Annotated in this window: 28 protein-coding genes and 1 pseudogene; 8 read left to right on the forward strand and 21 right to left on the reverse strand. The window is 31.8% G+C overall.

Annotated features, from left to right (window positions below):
* Positions 1-28: 28 nt before the first annotated feature.
* Positions 29-160, reverse strand: coding sequence for a hypothetical protein (locus tag BAQ49_RS33970; RefSeq protein WP_000064673.1), 132 nt, complete (start codon positions 158-160; stop codon positions 29-31).
* A 98-nt stretch (positions 161-258) separates the two neighbouring features.
* Positions 259-486: a hypothetical protein gene (locus tag BAQ49_RS22515; RefSeq protein WP_071747114.1), complete on the reverse strand. Its 228-nt coding sequence runs from the start codon at positions 484-486 to the stop codon at positions 259-261.
* Positions 487-558: 72 nt separating this feature from the next.
* On the opposite strand from BAQ49_RS22515, the gene BAQ49_RS22520 reads away from it, so the two are divergent.
* Positions 559-675 (forward strand): GTP pyrophosphokinase, encoded by a 117-nt coding sequence (locus BAQ49_RS22520; RefSeq protein ID WP_071747169.1) that lies wholly within the window; start codon positions 559-561, stop codon positions 673-675.
* Positions 676-803: 128 nt separating this feature from the next.
* Positions 804-1436 carry a VC0807 family protein gene (locus tag BAQ49_RS22525; RefSeq protein WP_071747115.1) on the forward strand — a complete coding sequence of 211 codons (633 nt, stop codon included), beginning with the start codon at positions 804-806 and terminating at the stop codon, positions 1434-1436.
* A gap of 136 nt (positions 1437-1572) precedes the next feature.
* Here the strand turns inward: BAQ49_RS22525 and BAQ49_RS22530 are convergent, their stop codons facing one another.
* From BAQ49_RS22530 to BAQ49_RS22575, 10 genes and pseudogenes are all read right to left on the reverse strand, one after another.
* Positions 1573-1773: a YqzE family protein gene (locus BAQ49_RS22530; protein WP_071747116.1), complete on the reverse strand. Its 201-nt coding sequence runs from the start codon at positions 1771-1773 to the stop codon at positions 1573-1575.
* A 38-nt stretch (positions 1774-1811) separates the two neighbouring features.
* A complete protein-coding gene (locus BAQ49_RS22535; RefSeq protein ID WP_071747117.1) occupies positions 1812-2309 on the reverse strand; it encodes a shikimate kinase in 498 nt (165 codons plus the stop codon).
* Positions 2310-2464: 155 nt separating this feature from the next.
* Complete coding sequence (locus BAQ49_RS22540; RefSeq protein ID WP_071747118.1) at positions 2465-3115, reverse strand: 2OG-Fe(II) oxygenase; 651 nt, start codon at positions 3113-3115, stop codon at positions 2465-2467.
* Between the two features lie 172 nt (positions 3116-3287).
* A complete protein-coding gene (gene comGG, locus BAQ49_RS22545) occupies positions 3288-3659 on the reverse strand; it encodes a competence type IV pilus minor pilin ComGG (protein WP_071747119.1) in 372 nt (123 codons plus the stop codon).
* Positions 3656-4117: a competence type IV pilus minor pilin ComGF gene (gene comGF, locus BAQ49_RS22550; RefSeq protein ID WP_071747120.1), complete on the reverse strand. Its 462-nt coding sequence runs from the start codon at positions 4115-4117 to the stop codon at positions 3656-3658. Before comGF ends, comGG begins: the two co-directional genes overlap by 4 nt.
* Complete coding sequence (locus tag BAQ49_RS22555) at positions 4101-4397, reverse strand: competence protein ComG (protein WP_071747121.1); 297 nt, start codon at positions 4395-4397, stop codon at positions 4101-4103. The genes comGF and BAQ49_RS22555 overlap by 17 nt, the downstream gene beginning before the upstream one ends.
* Positions 4390-4845, reverse strand: coding sequence for a competence type IV pilus minor pilin ComGD (gene comGD / locus BAQ49_RS22560; protein WP_071747122.1), 456 nt, complete (start codon positions 4843-4845; stop codon positions 4390-4392). Before comGD ends, BAQ49_RS22555 begins: the two co-directional genes overlap by 8 nt.
* Complete coding sequence (gene comGC, locus BAQ49_RS22565; protein ID WP_002145747.1) at positions 4842-5141, reverse strand: competence type IV pilus major pilin ComGC; 300 nt, start codon at positions 5139-5141, stop codon at positions 4842-4844. Before comGC ends, comGD begins: the two co-directional genes overlap by 4 nt.
* Positions 5142-5152: 11 nt before the next feature.
* Positions 5153-6190, reverse strand: coding sequence for a competence type IV pilus assembly protein ComGB (gene comGB, locus BAQ49_RS22570; protein ID WP_071747123.1), 1038 nt, complete (start codon positions 6188-6190; stop codon positions 5153-5155).
* A pseudogene (locus BAQ49_RS22575) lies at positions 6177-6794 on the reverse strand (ATPase, T2SS/T4P/T4SS family); the annotation flags it as partial. The pseudogene BAQ49_RS22575 and the gene comGB, both read right to left, overlap by 14 nt.
* A gap of 332 nt (positions 6795-7126) precedes the next feature.
* On the opposite strand from BAQ49_RS22575, the gene BAQ49_RS22580 reads away from it, so the two are divergent.
* Entirely contained in the window at positions 7127-7522 is a 396-nt protein-coding gene (locus BAQ49_RS22580) for a hypothetical protein (protein ID WP_071747124.1), read from the forward strand.
* Between the two features lie 115 nt (positions 7523-7637).
* On the opposite strand, the gene BAQ49_RS33975 is transcribed toward BAQ49_RS22580, so the two are convergent.
* Positions 7638-7763 (reverse strand): hypothetical protein, encoded by a 126-nt coding sequence (locus BAQ49_RS33975; protein ID WP_279626818.1) that lies wholly within the window; start codon positions 7761-7763, stop codon positions 7638-7640.
* 371 nt (positions 7764-8134) lie between these two features.
* Here BAQ49_RS33975 and BAQ49_RS33740 point away from each other — a divergent pair, with 371 nt between their 5' ends.
* From BAQ49_RS33740 to BAQ49_RS22595, 4 genes are all read left to right on the forward strand, one after another.
* Positions 8135-8305: a hypothetical protein gene (locus BAQ49_RS33740; protein WP_244159136.1), complete on the forward strand. Its 171-nt coding sequence runs from the start codon at positions 8135-8137 to the stop codon at positions 8303-8305.
* A gap of 215 nt (positions 8306-8520) precedes the next feature.
* Positions 8521-8676, forward strand: coding sequence for a hypothetical protein (locus BAQ49_RS33745; protein WP_244159137.1), 156 nt, complete (start codon positions 8521-8523; stop codon positions 8674-8676).
* Positions 8677-8810: 134 nt separating this feature from the next.
* A complete protein-coding gene (locus BAQ49_RS33110; protein WP_165616073.1) occupies positions 8811-8960 on the forward strand; it encodes a hypothetical protein in 150 nt (49 codons plus the stop codon).
* Positions 8961-9161: 201 nt separating this feature from the next.
* On the forward strand, positions 9162-9380 hold the full coding sequence (locus BAQ49_RS22595; protein ID WP_071747126.1) for a hypothetical protein: 219 nt from the start codon (positions 9162-9164) through the stop codon (positions 9378-9380).
* Positions 9381-9524: 144 nt separating this feature from the next.
* Here the strand turns inward: BAQ49_RS22595 and BAQ49_RS22600 are convergent, their stop codons facing one another.
* From BAQ49_RS22600 to BAQ49_RS22625, 6 genes are all read right to left on the reverse strand, one after another.
* A complete protein-coding gene (locus tag BAQ49_RS22600; RefSeq protein ID WP_071747127.1) occupies positions 9525-9794 on the reverse strand; it encodes a chromosome segregation protein SMC in 270 nt (89 codons plus the stop codon).
* Positions 9767-9946: a hypothetical protein gene (locus BAQ49_RS22605; protein ID WP_071747128.1), complete on the reverse strand. Its 180-nt coding sequence runs from the start codon at positions 9944-9946 to the stop codon at positions 9767-9769. The genes BAQ49_RS22600 and BAQ49_RS22605 overlap by 28 nt, the downstream gene beginning before the upstream one ends.
* A gap of 168 nt (positions 9947-10114) precedes the next feature.
* Entirely contained in the window at positions 10115-10453 is a 339-nt protein-coding gene (locus BAQ49_RS22610; RefSeq protein WP_071747129.1) for a chromosome segregation protein, read from the reverse strand.
* 695 nt (positions 10454-11148) lie between these two features.
* Complete coding sequence (locus BAQ49_RS22615) at positions 11149-12531, reverse strand: reverse transcriptase domain-containing protein (RefSeq protein ID WP_165616074.1); 1383 nt, start codon at positions 12529-12531, stop codon at positions 11149-11151.
* A gap of 7 nt (positions 12532-12538) precedes the next feature.
* On the reverse strand, positions 12539-13393 hold the full coding sequence (locus BAQ49_RS22620; protein WP_071747131.1) for an SLATT domain-containing protein: 855 nt from the start codon (positions 13391-13393) through the stop codon (positions 12539-12541).
* 278 nt (positions 13394-13671) lie between these two features.
* Complete coding sequence (locus BAQ49_RS22625) at positions 13672-14292, reverse strand: hypothetical protein (protein WP_071747132.1); 621 nt, start codon at positions 14290-14292, stop codon at positions 13672-13674.
* Between the two features lie 298 nt (positions 14293-14590).
* Between BAQ49_RS22625 and BAQ49_RS22630 the strand changes: the two genes are divergently transcribed.
* Complete coding sequence (locus tag BAQ49_RS22630; protein ID WP_071747133.1) at positions 14591-15166, forward strand: site-specific integrase; 576 nt, start codon at positions 14591-14593, stop codon at positions 15164-15166.
* A 308-nt stretch (positions 15167-15474) separates the two neighbouring features.
* Here BAQ49_RS22630 and BAQ49_RS22635 read toward each other — a convergent pair whose 3' ends face one another.
* Positions 15475-15969: a hypothetical protein gene (locus tag BAQ49_RS22635; protein WP_071747134.1), complete on the reverse strand. Its 495-nt coding sequence runs from the start codon at positions 15967-15969 to the stop codon at positions 15475-15477.
* Positions 15970-16767: 798 nt separating this feature from the next.
* A complete protein-coding gene (locus BAQ49_RS22640; protein WP_071747135.1) occupies positions 16768-18246 on the reverse strand; it encodes a recombinase family protein in 1479 nt (492 codons plus the stop codon).
* Positions 18247-18248 lie beyond the last annotated feature (2 nt).

An 18248-nucleotide genomic window follows, 5' to 3' on the forward strand; every position in this document is an offset into this window, starting at 1 on the left:
AGGAGCTTTTTTTAGATGTTTTTCCATCCTATTCTCTATCGTCATTACGCTCTCGTTGTTTTTTCTCTGTCATACGTTTTTGATATGCACGATCCTTTGCACTCACATGATTAGCATCAGTCGGCAGATTTTCTTTTGAACGTCCAATTCCATTGCTCATCTTTTCCACTCCTTTTTAAGTCTTTCAAAATACCCCCTTATTTTCAGCTAGAGGCACAATCCTTATACAAAAAAAATAAGAGCAGCCATTGGCTACTCTTACTCACTCACATATTTTTGAAACATATCATGGATGCCTTTATTTACGAGGTTCGAGATCTGCTCGTCAGATTTATTCGGATAACGATCACGCAATCTGATAGATGCCTTCACCATTAAATTTTCTAATACAGAACGGCCACCTTCTCCATAAATAATTTCAGCGTACTTAACAAGCCTACCATCCTCTAGTGTTGCTGGATTATGATTGAAGAAAAATTTACTCATTGTCTCCACCTCTCTCTTTGGTAACGTTTACATTTATATAGATTATTTATGTTATTTATTTCACAATATTGTATGCATGTATATTTAATTAGTTTCATTATAAAGCAACATATCAATAGTAAATATGTGATTTTCCGTCCATTTTGTGAACAAAACAAAAATGAAAGCGTTTCCTTTATTATATACTAAAAAAACTTACTACGCTAGGGACAATTTTTTTAATCTACTAATCATCTACTTTTCTTTTTTTTATTAAAGATTATACAATTTTCAGAAATTATATTATAAAATATATGTATGACTTAAGGAGGATTTATATGAATCAAAATAAAAAAGCTATATTAGATCTTGTCTTTTATCTCGTATTCCCATTCCTCATTTGGAAATTTGCAAAACCTTATATCGATCCTTATTACGCGATGTTAATTTCCTCTGTTCCGGGGATTATTTATACACTGTATACCTTTAAAAAAGAAAAACAGTTTAACGTGACAGGGTTCTTTATTTTAATTACACTCATTTCTAATACGACGGTAGATTTATTATCTGGATCAGCCGAACGAATGCTATGGAATGATGCATATTATCATATCGTACTTGGCTGCATCGTTATATGTACAATCTTTATAAAAAAACCACTGATGTTATATTTCGCTGCAGACATTGCTGCATTGCAAGGTCATGACCGCGATAAAAGTCGTGAGCTTTACCGAGATAGCCGTATATATCCAGCACTGCAATATTTAACACTATTTTTCGGTCTTCAATTTATATTAAAGAGTTTCTTGAAAATCTATTTCATCTCTGTTTTCGGTGTAGATGGATATGGTGAAATGAGAGCTATTATGACCGCTGTTGGGTGGGGCATTTCTATTTGTATTGGAATTGGATTTGTATGGGTAAACAATAAAATACATGCAGTTACTGAAGAAAAAGAATCTGTGCAATAAAGTGAAACTTTAATCAGTGGGGGTTTTGTTCATCCCTTACTGCCCGTTAATGCGGGATAAACAAAAAATCCCCTAGCATCTTGTTATACTAGGGGATTTTTATTGGCTATACGCCTCACAAGTGAACGAAGAATGATTAACTTGATTTTTTTCTCTTATTTTTTACATTTCGATAAAACAAAGCAGCGCTCAATGGCATAACACCAAACCATTTGTTTAAGAATGGCTCTTTCTCCGCACGACGTTGTTCTTTCTTTTGTTTTCGATCCTCTTTTGGAGCATCCATATACGACACAAATTGCTGTGTCACAAAGCGTACATAATCATTAGTAGACATATTATCATCACCTCTACTTGATTAGTATGTCCACTTTTTTATTCATTAATCTTTTCCTTTAATTCATTCATGATTTGCTTTACCGACTTACTAGTCGTATCAATATGAATATGTGCCTCTTCATAATAAGCTCGGCGCGATTCGAATTTCGTTATAAATGCATCTATATCTTTCTTCTGAAATAGTGGACGTGTCGTATCTTCGCGAAGCCTTTCTGCAATTACATGTGGATCACAATATAAATACACGACAGTTCCATTTTCCTTCATCCACTTTCGATTTTCCTCTCGTTCAATAATCCCTCCACCAGTTGTAATAATTACATTCTGAACCGGTAGTGACCGTAACATTTCACTTTCATATTCCCGAAAAACCATTTCGCCTTCTTCTGCAAAAATATGCCGAATCGCTTTCTCTTTCTGCTCTTCGATTTTTTGATCTGTATCTACAACTTCCATATAAAGTTCTTTACTTAACGCTTTTCCAATTGTTGTTTTCCCGGCTCCCATATAGCCAGTTATGTATATAGATTTCATTTTCGTTCCTCTCAATCCTCCGTTATTATTTGTTATTATAACGAAAGTTGTTGCTTTATTTAATAAAAAAACGTTTTGTTCTTCTTATGCTATGAAGAACAAAACGTAACATACTCGCTATTATCGTGCAGTCAAATAAGCTAGCTAGCTTATTTTTACTTATAAGTACCTCTTCTCACCCACTGCGTTGCAATCCATTTCTCGCCCTTCGTAACAGGTGCCCCTCCATGTAACGTAAGCTCATTTAGTGATTGATCTTGATAAAAATACTCAAAGTATACTGCCATTCCCTTTCTAGGGTGTACAGAAAGATTTAATTTCGGAAAGAATGTTTCTCCGCCTTCTTCTACATCATTTAAGTACATTATAAGCGTACTGATACGATTATTAGCAGCTGATCTACTATGTTCCGCAAAATAATCATAGTGCGCTTTATATTGTTGATCCACTTTATAATTTAAAATGTGCAATCCTTCTCCATGCGCCACAGGAACATTCATGATAGATGAAATTCGTTTTTCAATCGTCGAAGTAAGTTCATTGTCTTCCAAAAATGCACCGCTACTTGTTCGAATATCATTTACATCACGGGATGAACCAACTTTAGAACGTTCCATCTTACTTTTAGATAATTCGATTAATTCATCACACTCTTCATCACTTAGTACATTTCCTAATACGACAATAAGAGGTTCTTCGAATTTTGAAATAATTTGTATTTCCCTATCCTCTGTCATAATCGTATTTCCTTTATGATCAAAAATAGTTTGTTCCTTATTTTCACCTATTTGATTGTTATTTGTCATTTCCTTATCTCCCTAGAAAAAATGATTGGATAGCATGAATATATCATATTCTTTCTACCTTTCTCTTTTTTGAGAAAATTTAAACTTTTGACTGTGATTTTATCCCTTCCCTCAAAGAAATTAACTCACTCCACAATAGGAATTAGTGGTTCTCTCCCGCGTATTTTACACACTATCCTTCTACCCAATCAAATATTTTATTATCTCTTTTCCTATAGCGAAAGCTCACTGTATAGAAAACTCTCTGCTTTGTAACACATTGCAACGAAATGATAATAACATCATTTTCAAAGATGTACTTTCCACTCGCTTCTCCTCTTTCATACTGAAACAAAAAAATATCCTCTTTTTCTTTTTGCTGTAAGTCTCTTTTTATATCTGAAATAGCTCGATCAATAAGTTCCTCCATGAAAAAATTTTGTTCTATTTCAGCATAAAACTTTTTATCCAAAAGTAATATATTCGTTTCGCACATCAAAAAAGAAATTAATAAAATAAGAAAAATAATTGTTCCTGGCATTGCAAATCCATCTTGGTTTCTCATGTTTCTATCTCAATTTCACTATAGCGTACAACCACGCCTTCATATATTTCACCACCTATATCTTTCACACGTATATATAGCAACTGAGGTGTTAATCTATATGAAATCGCTTCAATCCTTTGTAATATAACTTCCCTTCCGCGCATATTTACTTTTCTTATTAAATTACTATTCACTTTTTCATACGTCACCTCATCCTCATTACGAAGTTGGAAACGCAAAATATTCCCATCATTTTCTCGTTCTATCTTCCTCCCACTCATTACTTCACGAAACTCTAATTGCATTTGTCCTAAAAACACATCCCACTCCCAGTCATTTAATCCTTTTGAATGTGTATTTTCTATCCCCATAATATGAAGACGCGGTAAAAGTAAAAAGAACATCGATAAAAGCAACAAACATGCGATCATTTCTATTAAGGTAAATCCCGCTTCCTTTTTATCTTTTCTCTGCATAAAGACATTGCTCCATCGCTTTTTCTCTCATATCTTTCCACACCGCACAAACTTCATCTCCTCTCCAATATGTGTAATATACAATCCCTTTTATGACTTGCTCTTTTTCTCGCTTTTCCTCATCCTCATACTTAAACAAGGCCGCTTCTTTTTTTAATAATATTAATGCTTTATAGCTCATGTTTATATTTTTTCTTTCCTGCATAATTAATAATGTTTGCGGGAGTAATAACGATACCGCCACCATTATTAAACTTAACGCTACAACCATTTCAACCATTACTGATCCTTTTTGACACTTCACGATACGTAAATCTCCCTCTTCCAAGCTGAAATACAATCTCATATTTATACCCTTGATAGGAAAGTAAAATCGTACCACCTCTATTAATATTTCCGCTCGGATTATATGTCATTGGATTTGGAAAGGTATGCAAATCCAATTGGATATCTTTATTGTATTCTCTCTTAACAATTAAAAAATCCGTCTCTGATTCCGAAATATAATACATCTTTTTCCCTTTAAACCAGCGTAACGTATATTTTTTTTGACGCTTAATTGCCAACTGCTGCATATACAAAATATCATTTGAAAACTGTTTCAAAAACTGCTCAACTCTTTGTTTTTCATGTAATGAAGTAACGTTAACATGCGTAACAATACTCAGTACAGAAACAGCAAATAAAACAAGTAGCATCTCTAAAAGAGTAAAACCCTTTTGCTTCACGATTTCCCTGCTGATACCGTGCCATCATCAGAAATATGGATTGGTTTACCTTTCGGACATTCATCAACAGCAATATATTTTTTAGTTTTTAATTCCTCGATTGTAGGTATTTTATTATTTTCGAGTTGATATGCCTGTATTTGTGCTTCTACAGATTTCACGTAGGCTTCACACCCTTTTTCCTGCACCGAGGATCGCTGCTTAACTACATTTGGAATAATTAATAGTAATAATACAGTTATGACAACCATAACTAACAACATTTCTAAAAGAGTAAAACCTTCTTCATTCTGCATGTAAATGCCCCCTAAATAGAATTCATCATTTGAAACATCGGCATAATCATCGCTAAATACATCAGAATGACTATAACCCCAAGACATGTAAATAAAATAGGTTGAATCACAAATAACATACGTTTAATTTTTTGTTCTACCTTTTCAATAATGAGCTCACTGTAATCACCAAGCTCATTTGCTAAATTACCGTTTGCTTGTCCATGCGTAATGATATAAGAAAGTTCTTTCTCGTAATAACCGCTTTTATCAATAATAGATTGTAACGGTTCTCCTGCAATTAATTGCCGCTCAATTCGGGCTGCTTCATACTGAAAGAACGGATTATACTTTTGCTTCATCATTATTGTTAATGCTTCGTGTACTGACAATCCACCGTGTAATAAACCACTTAATTGGGCGGAAAAATAATGCGAATGATTTAAAATAAGAAATGTTTTCATAAGGGGAATACGGATCATAATCTTTACCTTTTGAATAGGCGGAAGTTTTCGGAAATACAATATATATAAACTAAAGCCCGTTATAACGATAAGAAAAATACTATAAATGAAGTAGGGTAATAATTTAATTACAACTAAAATTTGCTCCGTAAGTGGTGGTGCCGTCGAATGTAAAGAACTGTACATCATTTCAAACTGAGGCAATAAAATGAGGTTAAAAACAGAAAGCATAATCATTAAAAAGAACGATAAAAACATAGGATATCTCATTACTTTCATCATATCTTTCCTATATTTATCCTTCTTGTAAAGAAGTACACTACCTTGTTGCAAAGCAAAAGAAATGTCACCATGTCGCTCTGCATAAAACAAATAACTTAACACCTCAGGGTGAAACATTAATTTGTGAAAAGAAGCGTGCAAACTTTGTCCGTTTTTCAATCCCTCGATCATACGCTGTAACTGTAATTTCTTCTCTAATGGTAGTTGCAACTGCAAAAATTCTAACGCCTGCAAAAGGGAGTAACCTTTCTCTAATAAATCACTTAATCTTTTCCATAATAATGCTTGATCACTTAAACTCCATTTTCTCCTAAACATATACATCTTCTTCTAAAAAGCCTAAAGCATACCCTTTTCGAACCGACGATTCCAACGTTTCATAGTGATACGTAACATGTTCTCCACTTGCTTCTTTAATCGCTTGTTTTAATTCATATCCATATAACAGTTCATAAATACTTGCCTGTCTCACTTGCCTCATTGATTTACATAAAGTTGAACACTTCCCTCTGCAAAATGGACATTTTAATTCGACGAGCCGCTGAGCAGCTACTGCTAATAATGATTGTTCAATTTCTTCCCTTGTAATACCATAATCCATAAATCGTAGTATCGCTCCTTTCGCATCATTTGTATGCAAGGTTGTCATTACTAAATGTCCCGTCAAACTGGCCCTTACAGCTACTTTTGCTGTTTCTTCATCACGAATTTCGCCAACTAAAATAATATCTGGATCATGACGCAAAATAGCCTTTAATCCCGTTTTATATGTGATACCAGCTTTTTCATTTATTTGAATTTGTAATAAACCGTCTTTTCTTTGCTCAACTGGATCTTCCAGTGTAATGATGCGACGTGTTTGCCATTTTCTAGCTACTTCTAATAACGCATACATTGTTGTTGTTTTTCCAGAACCAGTTAGTTCAGTTTTTAGGTATAACCCTTAAAAATATAAAAGAATTTAAATGGGATAGACGCGATACTATTATCCCTGCTTGTATTGATTCTAATTTTAGAATGGTTACGCCTTTATTCCTGCGTTCAATCTGTAAGCTTACTATTCAATATTTGATGAATGAAAAAAGAGTTTTTTTACTTTTCTTAAATATTTTTATTATTCACTTCAACATAGAGAATAGAATTGTTATCTTTCTCTGAGTAATCAAATGGAAATTCGAGTTAAATAATGTGGTTTATCCTAGAATAAGACAATAAATTATGCTACAATTTGGAAGGTTTTTAAATTTAGGAGGATAGAAAATGAAAAAATTATTGCTACTACTACTACCTATGCTGCTATTATCCGCTTGTAACGAATCCGGTGGGATTTCAAAAAAAACTATGATGGAACATAGGCATTACGTAAAGGTCGATGACTACGTGTACTATCTATCTGAGAACTTTGATGACTTTCCAATTTGGGTGGATAATCAATTAACAAGCAAAACGAAAACTGAGGAAGAATATAAGGGAAACAACTTTGGACAGTCCTACATTAAAGCAATTGAGTCAATGGGCTGGAAATTGCAAGAGGATATAAAAAGAACAATCCCTCAAGGTACTGTTGATGCTTTTGAAAAAGATGGTCGTCTTGTTTTTTTATATCAGTATCCTGATGAAAAGAAATTCACTATAAAAGAAGAACAAAAGGAATAGAGTCTAGATGGACAGATAAAAAACACTCTGGTTGATACCAAGTGTTTTTTATTTACTGACAAATAACAGTAGGCTTTTTTGAATTTTATACAATTTTAGAAGATAAAAAAGGACTCTAAGCAGAAGTGCCTAAAGTCCTTAAAATTTTTGCTGTATTTAAGATTGCTTCCTTCGATGGTTCGTTTAAAACTTGTACGATTACTTTGACTGGTTTCTTTTTCTTAGCTGTTGCTTTCTTCAATTTTACAAGTACCTCCTTGAATTGATCTGTTCAAATGAGTACTTGCAAAAAGGATATAAAAAAGGACACGATTAAAAAAACGTTTCCGAACCTGATTTTATAGGTCCTTTCGTAAACCTAGTATTAGGGAAATCCTTATAGGTTTCCCGCGGATAATATCATTTGAATTGATCTCCTATTAACTAAGGTTTGTCTTATGACATACCTTTTTTATTTGAATTTCAACTTCTAAATTTTAGAACAACTAGGAAAGAGGAACCACAATGCATACAGTAAATTCCCATTTACCCTATAACCAAAAATATGACTATAGATTTATCAAGCCCGTTAGACATTCAAGAAACAAAAACTTACATCAATTTGCTGAATTTATGGCTGTAGATCACAGCACTGTTGCAAAGTTGGAAAAGGGACAAATCACTTTTACGCCTTACTATGAAAGTAAATTTAAGGACGCTATTAAGCAGTTAAGAGTTTCTAATGTGGAACTATTTAGTATTCGTAAAGTCATTGAAATGAAGGAACGACGTAGCTACAAATAATAATTTAGGAAATGGAAATCAAAGACTTATTCGTTGAAACTAAATAAGTTATATCTGATTACAAATTATAGGTTCAGGGAATCAATTCTAAAGTGGAAATCATTCATTCTATGTTAGAAGCATTAGATGAGAAAAGAACAATGTTGAGACTTGTATATGTACCAGCGTTTTAAGAGGTATTAAGAAAAGAACATATTAGTTCTTATGAATGTGACGTGACAGAACTTGCTATCCGCCACCATTATGAATTATTTACTGCAGTAGCTGATATGGGTAAGCAATGCAAAAAGCAATACCACGCTATTGCACCTGAAATTCATGAAGTATTTGAATATCCAAAGGTTAAAGAAGAATATCGACTACTAGAATAATCTTTTAAACAAGACCAATATAGACCGTACTTTAGTTGGTTTAAAACATCTGTTATTTATAAAGATGAAGTGTTCTGGACTACTCGTGGAAATTTACCAGAACATTTAAAGTCACCTAAGAAGGCAGAATAAGTATGAATACGCCTAATTTAACTAGCATTGTAAAACCAGACGTAATGGACGAACTGAGAAAAGGGAATACAGACGTTTTAAAAGGATTACCACCAGTTTTAGCTATGCAATATGGACTAGCGTTACAAAATGAAGCAGGTAACTATATCTAGGAATCAAAAGTAAATGATAATGAATTAAATGAGGCTGTTCTTAATGGTTTAAAAGACAGTGGTGTTAAAGAAATTCTGATCAAAAAGATTGAGATAGGAGAAAAGGCACACGCTGGCAAGATAGCACTGGCAAAGCAAATTACAGAAGAGGTCACCAGTTAATAGCTTGTGACCTTTTTTATTTAAGGAGATATAGAAACAATGATTTATTACGATAAAGAAGAACAGGAAACAGTAATTGTATTTGAACCAGCTACAAACTTATGGGACATATATACAAATGTTCCTAAGCACATTAAGAGATTAAAAAACGACTATATAGCTTCAATTTTCCATGAAGAAAAAGAAAGTGAAGGTAAAACCATTGCCATACATTTAAAGATCGAAAAACTACCTTCTAGCTACATTTTTAACAAGTAAACAAGGAAGAACTGTTATGAATAAAATAGAATATAAATCAAGATTAACAATGTGTATAACGATACTGTAACGCCTGTGAAACGATGTATAAATATGGACTGCTTTAAAGCGGAAAGACTGATTTAATTGCCTTTCCGCTTTTTTTTATTTATCTTTCCCAGCTATTTCCTCTACTATCTCTTTTGCAGACTTACTGTTCTTATTTATTTCTATAATTTCATTTAACCCTTTACGCACATCACTAAAGCCATTTTCAAATGTGGCTTGTAGTCCTTTAAAACTACCTTCCAAACTATCATCTATTCTGTTATCCAATTTATCTATCCTACCGTCCAACTTATCGATCTTCTTCTCCATTGCTGTTATCTTTGCTAATACCTGTTTTGCTAATTCAATTTCTCTTTCTGTTGCCATGTAGCGGTTCCTCCCATAGTTTTTGTTTGGTTGTTACGAAACTCAGAACAGAACCCATTCATTGTAGTTCTAAAACTAGTGAACTCGTTACGAAACTCTTTTATATCGCCTTTTAATTCTTCCACTTCCTGTGCTATTTCATTTTCTGTCATACAGCACGCCTCCCAAAATGTTTCTAAAATCCGTTGCAAATTTTTTATAAAAAGTGATTATTCATCATTAACAAATGGCAAGGTACACCCTCTTGAAGTAAAGCAACTCGTTAGTCAAGTGTGCTGTTAACACTTTCAAGTAATAATAAAAATGAAAACTTTACAATACTATTTGATATTCCAATATCTATCCACTTTTAATCCAGTCTGGTTATAAAATTCTTCTTCAAAAAACATATTAAAAAGTTCTGCTACAATTTCTTTTTTTAGATATAAATAGTCATTATAATATTTTCCAGTTTCACGATAAGAAAATTCCCCTCCACCGCTATCCTTAAACATTTCCTTAACCAAATTTATAAAGTTCTCAAATTCTTCACTTACTTTTTCCAATTGCACCTTTGTCTCTTCAAATTCTTTTAATTGTTTTTTAAGTCTCGAATAGTCTGCCAATTCCCTTTCGATTTCTTCGTATTCTTCTTCACTTAATATAACTTGTCTAATCAATTCATTTTCCTCCTACGTTTATACTAAACTACCTCGGAAATTTAATAATCAGGCGACCAACTAAGAAGTAAAATTCATTTCATTCAGAATCTTCCTCTGCGACACGAGTTCCCCAAAAAAGTTTCAAAAATATAGTGTATATTTTGCAGCTACTAGACAACCACTAAAACAATAGTGCCTTCCCGCATGGTGGGGTGTGTTACATAAAAAGTTATTATCTATATTGATAACTGTATAATACAGGATAGTTTTGGCGTGGTTAACCTTGTACTTGTCATGTTCTGTCATTGCATTGTTTTCGTCTTTTCTTTCTTCTTTGATTGTTCTTGTTGTCTTATCTGTTTTACTGTGCTGTTGTCCTCGTGTCATGTGTCATGCCGGTTACTTCCCTTTTCTTTTACCTTACTAGTATCCTTGTCACCGATAGTAGGGTATATAGTACGCCTAGCTTAGTCCTTAATCTATTATCCTGCCTACATAATACAGCCCAGTATCGGTATTATACAGTCCCTTCTTATCTATGTTCCAGCAATACGTTTTTGATTGACACTATTGATTGAAGGACATTCGTTATTCCTGTGTTGTTGTATAAACTCAAGCAATTGTGTTCACTTTTGATACAACAAAAAAGCGACCCCTTTTTAATGAGATCGCCTTTTAATAATAGCTGTTTAAACTGATAGTAATTAAATTTTTTAAGAAATATCCTGAACATCCTGTTCTAACAATTTTATTGGTTTATATACCTTTGCATAATAAAATCGTTCAATTTGGTCATCGGTTTTAAGAAATCTATCTTTAACTTTAAAGATATCTATCAATAAAAATTTCTTTTCTTCAGTTGTAAGGGTATCGGGTCTATGTATGTATTTAGTCTTTGACCTATTGTAAATGATCTCGTAATATGTTTTTACAAAACTCTTAATCTCAAGCCCTTTAAAGTTTTCTTTTAATTTAAAGTCATCTATTAGTTTTTTTACAAACCAATCGAAGTGGTGGAAAACCTTTTTATCGCCTATTTGAGAATAGAAGAAAACCCAACCATACTTTTTTTCTTTATCAGAAATTCCATTTAATTTATTACTTATTGAACCGGTTATTTTATTATTTAAATAAAAGATAAATTCTTTCGGGGAAATTGTATTTGAGTGACTATATCGAGAAAACATATCAACAATAGATTTTTCAAACTTTAATTTTGTAGAATTCTTTATAGTTAAACCTACATCCCCTATTGACTCTAATTTTTCAATTCTATATCCCAAAAAATCATAGCCTACACGATCAATCCTTCCCTGACTACATTTGCCTTTATTCAATTTCAATCTATGTTCTTCTTCAATGTTCTTAAAGATATCATTTTTGATCTTAAGTATATCTTTTTCTTTACATAAAATCAGGATGTCATCAACATACCTGTAATATCTAAATCTCTTTTTAGATTTGTATTTTTTGTCCATATCTTGAAAATATACTTCTGCTAAAACGTTTGAAATAGATAACCCTTGTGGGACACCTACACAGTTTGAATATAAGCTGTCGTCTTTTGAATGGTTTTTAGATACGGTTGGCGTTCTAATTGCATTTAAAATTAAATCTTTTACAAGAGGTGTTCTAATCTTTTTAGATAATTTCTTGTCTAAAATACTATGATTTATATTATCGTAAAAATTCTTTATGTCTATTTTAATAAAAGAGTCAAAGTTCTCTAATTCGTTTTTCATATCTCCAACTACCGTTTGAACTAATGGCTGTTCAATTGAAAATGATTCTTGAATTATTTTATGTAATCCTTTCAGAACTATTTTATCTCTAATAGTTGGAATAGAAATCACTCTAGGAAAGTTATTTTTGGATTTTATAAATAACTTCTCCCTATAAGCTGTATATTTATATGAACCATTAAAAACTTTTCTGTTAATTATACTTAAATGTAAATCCACTTTTTTGTCGAATACTCTCTTTACCATTCTATCTATTCCTGAAGCAGTATTATGATGTATTGTTTTCTCATACAGGTTCTTTAAGTTTTCGGTTTGATATAGTATTTCAAAGTGTTTATAAGCTGGTAATGACATTTTCATTTCACTTCCATACAAATAATATTATAAGTGCAACAATCGGAATAATAAATAATGATATTCTTATAACCCTATTTATAATTTTATATTTATAATAAGACATTTGATCATCAAGTGAATTTAATTTCTTATTATTTTTTAAATAAACTAATCGGTCTACCAAACTATGATTATCTGTTTTTTCTAATATATGGCTGTATTCTCTTTTAATTTCATTAAACTTAATTAGTCTATTTTTATAATCTAAATCCTCAAGCAATAAATCCTGACATTGACTTTCAATCTTGGTTAAATCTAAATAACATTGCTTATAGGCAATCGCTTTTTCTTTGTATCCATATAAAGAAATAAACAAAGATATACCGAATAATGCCACTGAAGAAATTACAGTTAGAACTGAAATATTAGCTATCATTTCTTTATCACTAATTACAAGCCCTAAAATAGATAAAGACAATACGATTAAGGTGTAAAAGTTAACAACGAATAGTGAAAAAATATTGTTATCATTCATACGTGCCTCTGATTCCATTCTAGTTTTCTTAGTAACCCATACTTTATGATCTTTAAAATATGTTATTTCACCTAAAAGACCTGCTTCATTATTTGAACTTTCCACAGTGGTTAACCCAATCAATAATTCTTTAATCTCATTTAAAACTTTGGTATCTTCCTCTTCTGACTTACTTATATCATGGAATAATTCTCTGATCTCACTAATCAGAGTGCTATCTCCATTTTCAGTTTTCTTTCCTTCAATATCCTTTTCTATATCAGGCTTTATAGCTTTATCGTAAACTACTTTTGATTCTCCGGCTATTCCAGTGTCTTTTTCTCTGATTTCGATTGCTTGTACCAATATAATCACCTCTTATATAGACTGAGTAAGGTATCCGATGGTTTGGATGGAATATTCCCGAAGGAATCATTGTAGATACATAGATATGTACCATTGATTAGAACACCTCGTGAGGTCACTATGTTGGATACCTTACTCTTATTTAATATCTCATAATCGACAATAATTAACAACTTTTAACAACATTCAACAATATTATACAAGAGATTAAATGGAAAATTAACCATATAAAAGAAAAAATCATTTTGGGACTATCCCTTAAATGTTTCTTTAATCATTTATTTGATTAGGTCTGAAACCAGTGTCCACCTGTCCAAGTATTTAGAGACGTTATACTCTTGATCACGAACCTCTATATACTCACCGTTTTTATACTGGAAGTAAAAATGGTATAAATCTGAGTTATCACTGCGTTTTCCACTAATAAAGCCTTTTAACTCGTCTGATGTGAAAAAGAAAGTGTAGAAGTCTTGATTGTAAGATACAGTGAAAATATGAAGTTCAATTTCATCATTAGTAATATCCTTAAAGCCAACAGTATGCCATGATGAAACGTGTTCTAAATGACTTTTACTGTAATAAAACTTAGCTTTTAGTTCTTTATTGGGATTACTTTTCGACTGAATTACAATTCCTGAACCTTTAGCTTTATTCCCTTTAAAAGCTGTAATATCCTTATTAGCTTCATTAAGACGGTTAATAACATATTGTCTAGCAACAGAACGAGTAATCTTTTCTAGGCTGTCATTTTCTTGAGCTATAGTAACACATGAAGTTGGTATATCGTTTCCTTCTTCTTCGTCACCAACCTTACTTAGCCGATCTTCTAACACCATGACTTTTTCCTCTAAAGACTTAACTCTAGAAAACAGTTCCAAAATTATACCCTCGTTACTCATTTTATCAACCTCCATTTTCGCATACCTGAAATATCTAAAATATCTAAAATATCTAACAATTAAATTCTAAACCACTTTCCAGATAAATGCAATAATCATATTAGATAGTTTAGATAAAAAAGATTTTTCATTTTATCAAATTAGACAGCCACCATACAATGTAACTTATTACTTAAAATGTTACATTCATTTCACCATAAATACTAGAAATAATAAAAAATAGTGATATACTGAGATTATCTAAAAAATATGTTACATTCAAAACCTTGATTTTATTAACTTTGAAAAGAGGAATTAAATGACCACTAAGAAAAGCAAAAAGGACGAGATCAAAGATGTACAGCCTATTAGGTCATTAGATAAATTAGAGGATATGAAATGGTCGCTAAAAAAGTGGTGTGGAGATCGTGACTACACACTTTTTCTTTTAGGAATCAATACTGGATTAAGAGTAAGTGATTTATTGAGGCTTAAGATTGCTGACATTAAGGGAAAACAGAAAATAACGGTTAAAGAGGGGAAAACAGAAAAATCCCGTACAATACACTTAACTAATATCTACAAGGAATTAAATGATTATATAAACACACTGGAAGGAACTGAATGGCTGTTCCCTTCTCGTAAGGGCGATAAACCTATAAGCAGAATACAAGCATACAGACAGCTAAATAAAGCATCTGATATGGTAGACATTCCTGACGGTATAGGAACTCACACTATGAGAAAAACGTTTGGCTACTGGTACTATAAACAAACTAAGGATATAGCAACCCTACAAACTATCCTTAATCACTCACATCCTGAGATCACTTTAAGATATATCGGAATAACTGACGAAGAAATAGAGAATAGCTTATCTAATTTTGTACTATAAGGACATTAGGTTTAACAACTTAGTGTCTTTTTTATTTCTATTTATTAGAACTAATACTAAACCAGTGAGAAAATAAGCGTTATGCATAGCTGGTTCAATTACAGTTGATCTTCCTAGTAAACTTCAAACAAAAAACCCTTTATACTAATGGTTTGTGCATAAAAAAATTATGGTGGGCTTTCTGTATTCAGGGCATACAATCTTTATTTAATGCACAGTAATGCACAGGTCATCTTCCAGCCGGTCTCTTCAAATTTGAACAGCAACTAAATAAAAAGCCATTCCTTAATTGAATGACTTTTTTATAACTAGTAATTTTTTCTTGCCTCCGAGTAAACTGATTTAAGAAGATATTCCTTTTTTTCTTTTAATGTTTCTTGTAATTTCTTTAATTCCTCGATCTCTTCTACATATCTTGCTTCTGTATATTTTTCTAAGTAAATTTCACATTCTTTAATGTAGTCATTTGTTTGGAGAAGGAGACTGTCACAATAAAGATTTACACACATTTCTAAACGTTGTTTTTTAACATCAAAACCACTTTTAAATTCTCTTTTTAACTTTTGTTCTTCCTGTTGTCTTCCTGCATACATTTTAGGTGGAAAAGTTTTATTAGTATCTTGAATGCCAACCTCTAAGTAATCATATAACTCATGAATTAGTAAGTAGATATCTTCTATTTTATCTCTTTTAAATTCTGTATTTTGTTTTCGATTATTAAAATATAAGTTTATTCCTGTAACTATTAAGGTTATTACCCCTCCAAATATCGCACCAATTAGAACTAAATACTCTCTAGGCACTATTCTCCCCCCTTTTTCCCCTTTAAAATTCGACAAAAAAAAACTAATCCCTCTCTTATCTACATTTTCCTCCTTGTAATTATCAAACAATAAAAATCCTTATTTACTAACGGTTCACAATCTTTAATAATCCCAAGACGGTGTGCCTAATAAATTATAGAAAAACAGCTATATCAAAGGGTTATAATTTTAGTAAATCATAACCCTTTGGTACCTGTGATTAACAAGCTTAAAAAAACCTTATATATCAAGAGTTTATAGAGTTTAATAATCACAGTAAAATACCTGATCTAAGGACATTTAAATTGTAATTAACAACAACTATAAAGTTTCTCAGGTTCTCATTAAAAATCAGACAATTAACAAACCCTTGATACGGTTGCTTTCATATCACTTTTCAAAAGTCAGACAATTAACAACCTGTAATTGATGCTGTTTGGCAAACTATATACTGTAAAGAACTGATAATAAATATTTATTTAATTAACTCTATAACAGTAATAAAGAATAAAAGATATACCGAACAAGTTCGGGTGCTAAAGCACTAATATTAAAAAGAGTAACTACTAAATAATAGTATTACTTTTAAAGATTGTATGGAATGAAGCATAAGCGTAATGACATGGCGTAAGCAATAATACTTAATTAAATATTGGCACCAGTAATAGCTGGGGCTATAGATCCTAAGTTAATATCCTTTAACAGTCATAACAGTGTATCTCTTTATCCTCTAATAGCTTAATAGCTGTTAGAGGTTTTTCTGTTTGTAGCCAATAAAAAAAGAACAATCCAAATGGATTATTCTGCTTTAAACCTTATTATTAGTTTTGGTGAAGAGTCACCTTTCTGATAAGACCAAAATATCCCACTAATTAAACCATGCAATAAACGGTTTATCTTCTCATCGGTGTAGCCTTCACCATCAAGAAAATGCCATTTACCTACAAGGCTTTCAATAGACTCTATTTGTTCCTTTAAATTATCTATTTTGACTGACTTATCTTCCTTTTCCAAAGCTGATATCTCTTCTTCAATTAGCTTTATTTCTTCTTGTCTTATAGCTTTTCTTTCTCTATAAGCAATAATATCTATTTCATCTTCTTCAAATAGAATACTGATCTTGTCTAAAGCCCTCTTAGACTTGTTCAATTGGCTTATTAGCTTTTCTTTTCTATATTGAATGTTATCTTCCTGTTTTCCTTCTTCAAACGTTTCTAGTGCCTTTAAAATATTATCTTTATATCCTAACACCTCTTCCTTAATCATAGCTAATATAGGATTGTAATAAAAACTTCTATTACCGCACTTACAATGCTTTATGTAAACTTTATTAAGACGTTTATGATTATTACATCCTTGTATCTTTCCGCAGTTCGCACAGTATATAAGGTTACTTGTAGGGTATATTCTATTTTTACTTCTCGGTGCTTTAAATGAATACTCATTAACGATTTTATTGGCTGAATCCCATGTAACTTCATCCACTATTGCTGGATGTACATTATGAACTATTATCCAGTCTTCTTTAGGTCTAGGCTTATACTGACCAATAGTTTTATTACTCGCTATAGTTCCTTTATAAGCCTCATTATTTACAATTCGTACAATGCTATTGTATTTAAAATCGTAACCCTGTCTTGTTTTTATTCCCATATTATTTAATTGTCTAATAAGTGAGGGAATGGTTGTACCTTTAGTAATTTCAGAAAAAATAAACTGAATATCTTTAGCACGTTCATTAGGAACAAGTTTTTTTGTTTTAGTATCTTTGGTATAACCTAATGGTGCTATACCATTTGTCCAATGACCTTGTTTTTGGGCGTATTCTTTCCCTCTTCTCATACGTTTTAATATTTGCTTGTATTCTCCACTAGCAATAAGATTAGTAATCCCTAATAATAAACTATCGTCATCTTTTGAAAGATCATACATTTTATACGGTGTGACTATGAATGTTTCTGTTTGATAGAGGATCCGTTTAATATCACTAGCGTCATATTCATCTCTTGAAAGCCTATCTATATCCATTACTACAACAGCGTCAAAATAATCCTGTTGAACTCGGTCCAGTAACTTAACCATCTGTTCCCGTTTTATTATCGTACTACTTGACGCTACTTCTTCAAATATCTCAAATGACCAATTATTTTCATTACATAATGCAATTAGTGTCTGACGGTGGTTATCTAATATTTGTTCTATCCCTAAGTTTTCTTCATCACGACTTAATCTTAAATATATTGCAACATGCTTTATATTCTCATTGTTAAATAACATAT

This window comes from Bacillus proteolyticus (assembly GCF_001884065.1).
GTDB lineage: Bacteria > Bacillota > Bacilli > Bacillales > Bacillaceae_G > Bacillus_A > Bacillus_A proteolyticus.